Source organism: Polaribacter sp. (assembly GCF_965660385.1).
GTDB lineage: Bacteria > Bacteroidota > Bacteroidia > Flavobacteriales > Flavobacteriaceae > Polaribacter.
The window spans coordinates 21,334-29,651 of sequence record NZ_CBFHZT010000035.1 but is presented as its reverse complement, the minus strand read 5'-3'; the positions used below and the strand labels follow the sequence as shown (position 1 = coordinate 29,651).

The window sequence follows — 8,318 nt, the reverse complement described above, 5'->3', positions numbered from 1 at the left end:
TAACGAAAGTGTTTCAATTCAAAAAATAAAACTTGTTGATGGTGAAGCTATTGGCGATTTTTTTATAAATACCTCATTAAAAACGGGAGGTTATAAACTGATTGTTTATACCCAATGGATGAAAAATGAAACTAATTTTTTTGAAGAAGATTTATTTATTATTAATCCTTTTGCAAATAAATTACAACTAGAAGATTCGTTACATAAAAATATGGTGATTTCTTCTGAAATGAAAAATACAAACTTATTAGAGATTAAAACCAATAAGCCTACTTTTTCACAAAGAGAAAAGGTAAATGTTAACTTTAATACCCATCTTATTAAAACAGTTTTAGTTTCTGTACAAAAAGAAAATAACCTACAATTTATCCCCAAAAAGAGGATTACTTCAATTTTTAAGGCAACACAAAATAAGAGTTCTGTTTCAAAATATAATTATTTACCCGAATTAAGAGGAGAATTATACACGGGCTCTATTAGTTCTAAAGAAGATAAAGGATTAGAAAATATTGCAATTGGAGTTTCTTTTATTGGAGAAAATAAGATATCAAAAATTGTAAACACTAATAAAGAAGGAAAGTTCTTTTTTACAATCAATAAGTCGTTTAGTGCTGATAAAGTAATTTTAGAAGTTTTAAACGAAAAAGGATATAAAGTTACGTTAGAAAAACAAACAAAAATAAAAACAAATTTTTCCAATTTTAAAGAGTTGTTTTTAACTGAAGCGTTAAGAAATTATATAAAAACAAACAATAGAAATATTCAAATTGAAAACGCTTATTCCGAAGTTAAAAAAACAGCGATAAAATCTCAAAAAATAAACACATTTTCTTTTGCAAAAAATCCAAATAAAGAAACCTACGTATTAGACGATTATACCCGTTTTAAAACGATAAAAGAAGTTGCTGTGGAGATTTTACAAAATGTATGGATTTCAAAAAATGAAGACACCTACTCATTTCATGTAAGAGATGCTAATTTAATTGCAGATACTAATGTAAAAACGCTATTAATTGTTGATGGATATATTGTTGATAATCACACTGATTTTATGAATTTTGATGCTTTACAAATAAAATCGATAGATGTAGTTAGAGAAAAGTATATGTATGGCGCATTAACCTATCAAGGCATTCTTAATGTTACTACTAAAGAAAAAGATTATGCACCTTCCACAAACCAAAGTTTTAATGTATTAAAGCCGTTAAAAGCCAAACCATATTTTAAACCTAACTACGAAAAGAACAAAAGCATAAGAATACCTGATTTAAGAACACAGTTGTACTGGGAAACTCTTAAAAACAGTAATAATAAAAATTTTACATTTTACACGTCTGATGTTACAGGAAAGTACACCATAACAATTCAAGGTATTTTAAAGGATGGATCTCCAATTTTTGAAGAAACTACATTTGAGGTTCAAAAATAATTTACAGCAGTTTTGTATATTTTGACTAGCATAGATTTCTAACAATTTTTAAAGATGATGTATTAAAGTTGCTCAATTTTGTATAGCTTGGATAAGAATTCCATAGGCTAACTTTATTTAAATTAGCATAGTTACAACCATAAAAAATTAAAGTTCTTAACAATTATTTTTGGCATCATAACCATTAAAAAAATTATCAAGAACTTTTTTATTACAATTATTTTAATTTCTATTAATAATTACTACCAATTGGTGAACCATCAGGAATTTTTGGTGCTGAAGATTTTTTATAGGATTTTGGATTTTTTAAATACCCTGTAATACTTTTCATCATTGCTTCATCATACATTTTTTGAACACCTTCTGATTTTTTATCAGTAATTATTTTTTTGATTTCATCTAATTTAGATAACACAATAGCATTAACTTGCTTGTACTGATTTTTATATGCTCCTAAATAAAACAATTGCTCCAATACTTTTGTATTGATCACATTTTGTAATTCTTGATGATAAGAATCCTTATGATTATTTTTAAATGATTTCGCAATCAATTCATCAATTAATTCAACTAAACCAAGTTGTTTTTTATCTAAACTTTTATGAGAAATAAGTCTAGACATTCTTTGCGGATTTAATAATAAATTCAAAGTCATTTCAGAAGCTGTTTCAACTGCAGAAAACGCATCAAAAGCCACACCTAATTTACTTTGAAAAGATTCTCTTGATCGTCCATAACCAATAGCTCTTGGTGGAAATAATGCCAATTTTTCTTTCGGAATTGCAATTTCATTAACATCAATTGTTTTTAAAACAGCTTGTAAAGCAATACGTTCTGTTATGCCAGTAACACGTTTTACCACAGTTTGATTTCCACCCTTAACAGCATAGCTGTATTCTAAACCACCAATCAATTTTGTGGTGGCTTCTGTTTGAAAACGATGTAAAAAATATAAAGGAACAAAAACATCTTCTAAAACTGAATAAGGTTCTCCAGTTTTAATATTATCTGTAGAAAAATTTTCGATGGCAGTTTTTCTAACTTTTAAAAGATTGTACAATTCGTCGTGAATATTACCTCCATTATCCCATAAATGAGCTGTTGCACTTGCACTTCCTTGAGGTCGTGCATCAGCATCAGATAAGTATTTTAAACCACTTGCATAAGCATCAACTAGAATTTTATCTAAAGCTTCATTTTCATTTGTCCCTTTAGGGAAATCTTGGTAAGAATACGCCACTGTTACTTTATCCCAAGCACCAATTTTATCATCATAAGCATCAGAAAAATCAATTTTACCATCTTTCAATGTAAATTTTGGATGCGGATAATCCATTACAGAAGTCCTTCCATTTGTACTCGCTGCAAAATTATGTGAGAATCCTAAGGTATGGCCAATTTCATGGGCAGCTAACTGTCTAATTCGTGCAATCGCCATCTGCAAAGCAAAATCATCATCAGCTGTATTATTTGCGTAAGGAGCTTGCAAGGCTTGCGCAATAAGAAAATCTTGACGAATACGTAAACTTCCTAAACTTACATGGCCTTTAAGAATCTCGCCAGTTCGTGGATCCGAAATATTTGAACCATAACTCCAACCACGAGTTGATCTGTGAACCCATTGTACCACATTATATCTCACATCTAACATATCTGCGCCTTCTGGTAACATTTTAAACTGAAAAGCATTTTTGTAACCAGCTGCTTCAAAGGCTTGATTCCACCAACGTCCACCATCCAACAAAGCGCTTCTTACAGGTTCTGGAGTACCTCTATCCAAATAATAAATAATTGGTTCTACAGCTTCTGAAATGGCTGCATCAGGATTCTTTTTTACTAATCGATGGCGATAAATAAATCGTTTTGTAATCGACTGGTTAACAGGAGTTGAATAATCTAAATAACTCATTTGCCAAGAACCAGAACGTGGATCGTACTTTCTAGGTTTGTAGTTATTATCTGGTAATTCTACAAAAGAATGATGTTGATTTACGGTTACAGCACTTGCATCTGGAGTTACGCTTCGAATCGTATAACTTTTTGGCGATCCTTTAAACGTTAATAACACATCGAATTCAACATTTTTTGGAAATGCCTTTGTTCGCAATAAATTAAAAGCACTTCTACTTTTATCTAAACTATAATTTCCTTGATTATTTCTTGCCAACCTTGAGGCAACTCCATGAGCATCTCTCATAAAAAATGAGGTTGCATCTACCAAATAAGTATTTTTCTTAGTTTCTTTAATTACAAAACCATGCAAAACCGATTTCGCAAACGCTTCTTTTACCGAATTTTTTTCTTCTTCGTTTTCAGTAATCGCTCTATAATCTTGATTAGGTTGTACCAATAAAATTTTATTACCCGCTTTTTTAAAATAAACAACGACTCCATCACCTAATTGCCCTCTATCTAAACCAATATCATTAGAGCCAATTCCCTCTGAAAGTGAACGTACATATAAAAATTCGTCATCAATTTTATCTATTTGTAAAAAAAGTTTATCAGTATTTTCATCATAATAAAAAGTAAAGTAACCTTTGTATTTGGTAATGCCTTTTTGCAAATTTTTACCAGATTTTTCCATAAAAAATTGAGAGAATCCGTTAAAAAAAGTTGATAAAAAAAATAAAAGTAGTAGTGATTTTTTCATTATAAAATATTTTCTATAAATCTATAAAATAACTATCACCTTTTAAAACCATAAATCTTAAAAATTCATTTATTTTTGTGATGCTTATGATTACACAAGACCAACTTAAAGATATATCAACAAGAATCGAGAAACTAAAGGATTATTTAGAGATTGATAAAAAATTGATTGAAATCTCTAATGAAGAAGAAAAAACAGCAAATCCTAACTTTTGGAACGACCCAAAAGAAGCTGAAAAAGTGATGAAAGAATTGCGTTTCAAAAAAAAATGGGTAGAAGATTACCATAAGGCCATTGCTTTAAACGAAGATGTAAACGTGCTTTATGAATTTTTTAAAGAAGGTGAAGCTGAGGAAGCTGAGTTAACAGAACAATTTGAAAAAGTAAGTACTTTTTTAGAAGATATTGAGTTTAAAAACATGCTGTCTGACGAAGGAGATTCACTTGCAGCAACCATTCAAATTACGGCTGGTGCAGGTGGTACAGAAAGTTGCGATTGGGCAGAAATGCTTTTTAGAATGTACACGATGTGGGCCGAAAAACAAGGGTATAAACTTAAAACACTCAATTACCAAGCTGGAGATGCAGCCGGAATTAAAACAGTTACCTTTGAGGTTGATGGCGATTATGCTTTTGGTTGGTTAAAAGGCGAAAATGGCGTACATAGACTTGTGCGTATTTCTCCTTTTGATAGTAATGCCAAACGTCACACAAGTTTTGCTTCTGTATATGTATATCCTGTTGCAGATGAATCTATTGAGATAGATATTAATCCTGCTGATATAGAAATTACCACAGCTCGTTCAAGTGGTGCAGGAGGTCAAAACGTTAATAAAGTAGAAACTAAAGTACAATTAACGCACAAACCCACAGGCATACAAATTCAGTGTTCAAATTCGCGTTCTCAACATGACAATAGAGCTACAGCTATGCAAATGTTAAAATCGCAATTGTATGAAATTGAATTAAAAAAACAACAAGCTGCTAGAGACAACATTGAAGCTAATAAAATGAAAAATGAATGGGGAAGTCAAATTCGTAATTATGTGATGCATCCTTACAAGCTAGTAAAAGACGTTAGAACAGCCCACGAAACTGGTAATGTTGATGCTGTAATGGATGGAAATATTAATGCATTTCTAAAAGCTTACTTAATGCTAAATGGACAAAATAGTGATTAGTTGCTATATAAAAATGAAGATAATCATAAAACTTATTTCCAACTTCACACTTCCAACTTCCAACCTTAAAAACTTTAAAAAATGATAAAAGTATACCACAATCCACGTTGTAGAAAATCGAGAGAAGGCTTAGCCATTTTAGAAGCATCTGGTAAAGAATTTGAAATTATTAAATATTTAGATAAAGTACCAAGTGAAGCTGAATTATCTGAAATTATTAATATTCTAGGCATCTCTCCTATTCAACTGATTCGTAAAACAGAAAAAATTTGGAAAGAAAATTACAAAGGAAAAGATTTGTCTGATGCAGAACTTATAACAGCAATGACAACAAACCCAAAGCTAATTGAACGTCCAATTGTCATCAAAAATAACAAGGGAGTTATTGGCAGACCAGCATCAACTATTTTAGAAATACTCTAAATAATAGATTAAAATTTTGTTTAACTTTTTTTTAACTGAATTAAACTAAACTTAAATAGAAATTTGCAGTCTAAAACTAAAAAAACCCAACTCGTTTTGACTAAAAAAATTACAATTCTATTATTTTCTATATTTTTAAGTAATACTTTATTTTCTCAAAAACAAAACAATCCAAACGAAATATCTATTTCAGGTACTGTAGTTGATGCCATTTCTAACCAACCTTTAGAGTACGCTACCATAGTTTTAAAAGATGTTATTTCACAAAAAATTTCTGGAGGTATAACAGATGCTGATGGTAAATTTGATATCAAATCACCTAAAGGAACCTATGAAATAAGGGTTGAGTTTATTTCTTTTGCTTCTAAAAAGTTTCCTAAACAAGTGATAAATTCTGACTTAAACCTGGGTACAATAAAATTATCCGAAGATACCAGTTCTTTAGAAGAAGTTGTTATCGTTGCAGAAAAAACAACTGTTGACATCAGGCTTGATAAAAAAGTTTTCAATATCGGTAAAGATTTATCTATTAGAGGTGGTAATGCAAGTGATGTTTTAGGCAATGTACCCTCTGTACAAGTAGATGTTGAAGGTGCTGTGAGTTTAAGAGGTAATGAAAATGTTACTATTTTAATTGACGGTAGACCAAGTGCATTAGTTGGTTTAAATGGTGCAGAAGCCTTAAGACAAATCCCTGCAGAAGCTATTGAAAAAGTAGAGGTTATCACGTCTCCTTCAGCAAGATATGATGCAGAAGGAACAGCCGGAATTTTAAACATCATTTTAAGAAAAAATAAACTAACTGGTTTTAATGGTTCGCTTCAATTAGATTTAGGATATCCTGCAAGAGTAGGTACTGCATTTAATGCCAACTGGAGAACAGAAAAATGGAACTTATTCACAAATACAGGATTTCGTTATAATGAAACTCCAGGAAATGCATTTAGTGATGCAAATTACTTAAATAGATCTAATACAGAAGTAGCTAGAACAGTAGAGAGCAGAAATTTTGATAGATTAGGGAGATCTTTATTTACAAGTTTTGGAGCCGAGTATTACATTTCAGATAATACAAGTATTATTGGAAATATCGTTTTTAATGGCGGAAATGATGATGATGTAAATTCAAATGATATCCTTAGATATTTTAATGACGGTAATATAAAAGAAGCTACATCTAGAACAGAAAACGAAGCCGAAGACGAAGAAAGAATTCAGTATACTTTAGATTACGTAAATAATTTTGATGATAAAGGAAAAAAATTATCTATAAACTTACAGTATTCAACTGAAGTTGAAGACAAATTAAATAATATAACAGAATTTGATACACAAGCAAATCTTTTAAATGACTTAGAACAAGTTTTAGAAGATCAAGACGAAAACCGTGCTTTACTACAAATTGATTACGTGCATCCTGTTGGAGAAGATATTCAATATGAAGCTGGTTATAGAGGGAATTACAGAGATATTTTTAATAGTTTTTATTTAGAAGAAAGATTAGTATTTCCAAATGGTCCTTTAGTGCCAGATGCAGGTTTAAACAATTCATTTAATTATGAAGAATTTGTAAATGCAGCATATTTTCAATATGGACAAAAGTTTAATAAAATTTCATTATTGGCAGGTTTACGTTACGAGTATACAGCCATAGAAATTGTGCAACAAACCAGTACTACTAGAGATGAAAGAAGTTATGGAAATTTATTCCCGACTTTAAATTTAGGATATGAATTTAAAGATGGTGAAAATATTACTTTAGGATATAACAGAAGAATTAGAAGACCAAGAGGAAGAAGTTTAAACCCTTTTCCTAGCAGATCTAGTGAAGCAAATATTTACACAGGTAATGTAGATTTAAATCCAGTAATTACTGATGCTGTAGATGTTGGTTATTTAAAAAGATGGGAAAAATTTACACTAAGCACTTCATTATATTATAATATTAGCAACGATAATTGGGAAAGGATTCAAGAAGCAACAGGAGAAATTACTGATAATGGAGACCCAATTACAAGAAGATTTCCAATTAACTTATCAACAGAAGAAAGATTAGGATTTGAGTTTACCTTAAATTATAGACCATTTAAAGTATGGAATATTAACAGCGATTTTAACTTATTTAGAGTAACAAGTGATGGAGATTATACAAACCCAACCACAAACCTTACTCAAAGTTTCGATTTTGAAAACACTTCGTATTTTATAAGAATCAACCAAAAAATAACTTTACCTGGTAAAACCGATTTACAAATAAATACAAACTATAGAGGTCCTTCACAAAATGCACAAACCGAAAGTCAAGGTGTTTTTAGTATGAATTTGGCTGCCAGTAAAGATTTATTCAACGAAAAAGCATCTTTAAGTGTTAACTTTAGTGATGTTTTTAATAGCAGAATAAGCCAAAGAACAACAAATATTCCAGGGTTTTTAAATCAATACTCAGAATTTCAATGGAGAGAACCACAATTTAGAGTAAGTTTAGTTTATAGATTTAATCAAAAGAAAAAGAAATTTACTCCAGAAAGACAAGAAAATGGTGGCGAAGATTTTGAAGGATAATTTTTTGGGCGTTCGAGCGGGCTTTACACTCCAATCTTTTGCTCATGCTTCACAAAAGGATTTCCATTTC

4 protein-coding genes and 1 pseudogene are annotated in these 8,318 nt (G+C 30.4%); 4 read left to right on the top strand and 1 reads right to left on the bottom strand.

Going from position 1 to position 8,318, the window contains the following annotated elements:
* Positions 1–1,429 (top strand): annotated as a pseudogene (locus ACTG3V_RS10995) (hypothetical protein); the annotation flags it as partial.
* Positions 1,430–1,661: 232 nt separating this feature from the next.
* Here ACTG3V_RS10995 and ACTG3V_RS10990 read toward each other — a convergent pair.
* A complete protein-coding gene (locus ACTG3V_RS10990) occupies positions 1,662–4,082 on the bottom strand; it encodes a zinc-dependent metalloprotease (protein WP_439132214.1) in 2,421 nt (806 codons plus the stop codon).
* 86 nt (positions 4,083–4,168) lie between these two features.
* Here ACTG3V_RS10990 and prfB point away from each other — a divergent pair, with 86 nt between their 5' ends.
* From prfB to ACTG3V_RS10975, 3 genes are all read left to right on the top strand, one after another.
* Positions 4,169–5,263, top strand: coding sequence for a peptide chain release factor 2 (prfB, locus tag ACTG3V_RS10985; RefSeq protein ID WP_439132213.1), 1,095 nt, complete (start codon positions 4,169–4,171; stop codon positions 5,261–5,263).
* An 81-nt stretch (positions 5,264–5,344) separates the two neighbouring features.
* Positions 5,345–5,686, top strand: a complete 342-nt coding sequence (gene arsC, locus ACTG3V_RS10980; protein ID WP_439132212.1) for an arsenate reductase (glutaredoxin) — start codon at positions 5,345–5,347, stop codon at positions 5,684–5,686.
* A gap of 96 nt (positions 5,687–5,782) precedes the next feature.
* Positions 5,783–8,248, top strand: a complete 2,466-nt coding sequence (locus ACTG3V_RS10975; RefSeq protein ID WP_439132211.1) for an outer membrane beta-barrel protein — start codon at positions 5,783–5,785, stop codon at positions 8,246–8,248.
* Positions 8,249–8,318: the final 70 nt, after the last annotated feature.

Coding starts and splice junctions, on each gene's coding strand:
- ACTG3V_RS10990 (WP_439132214.1), bottom strand. CDS start 4,082: ATGAAAAAATCACTACTACTTTTATTTTTTTTATCAACTTTTTTTAAC.
- prfB (WP_439132213.1), top strand. CDS start 4,169: ATGATTACACAAGACCAACTTAAAGATATATCAACAAGAATCGAGAAA.
- arsC (WP_439132212.1), top strand. CDS start 5,345: ATGATAAAAGTATACCACAATCCACGTTGTAGAAAATCGAGAGAAGGC.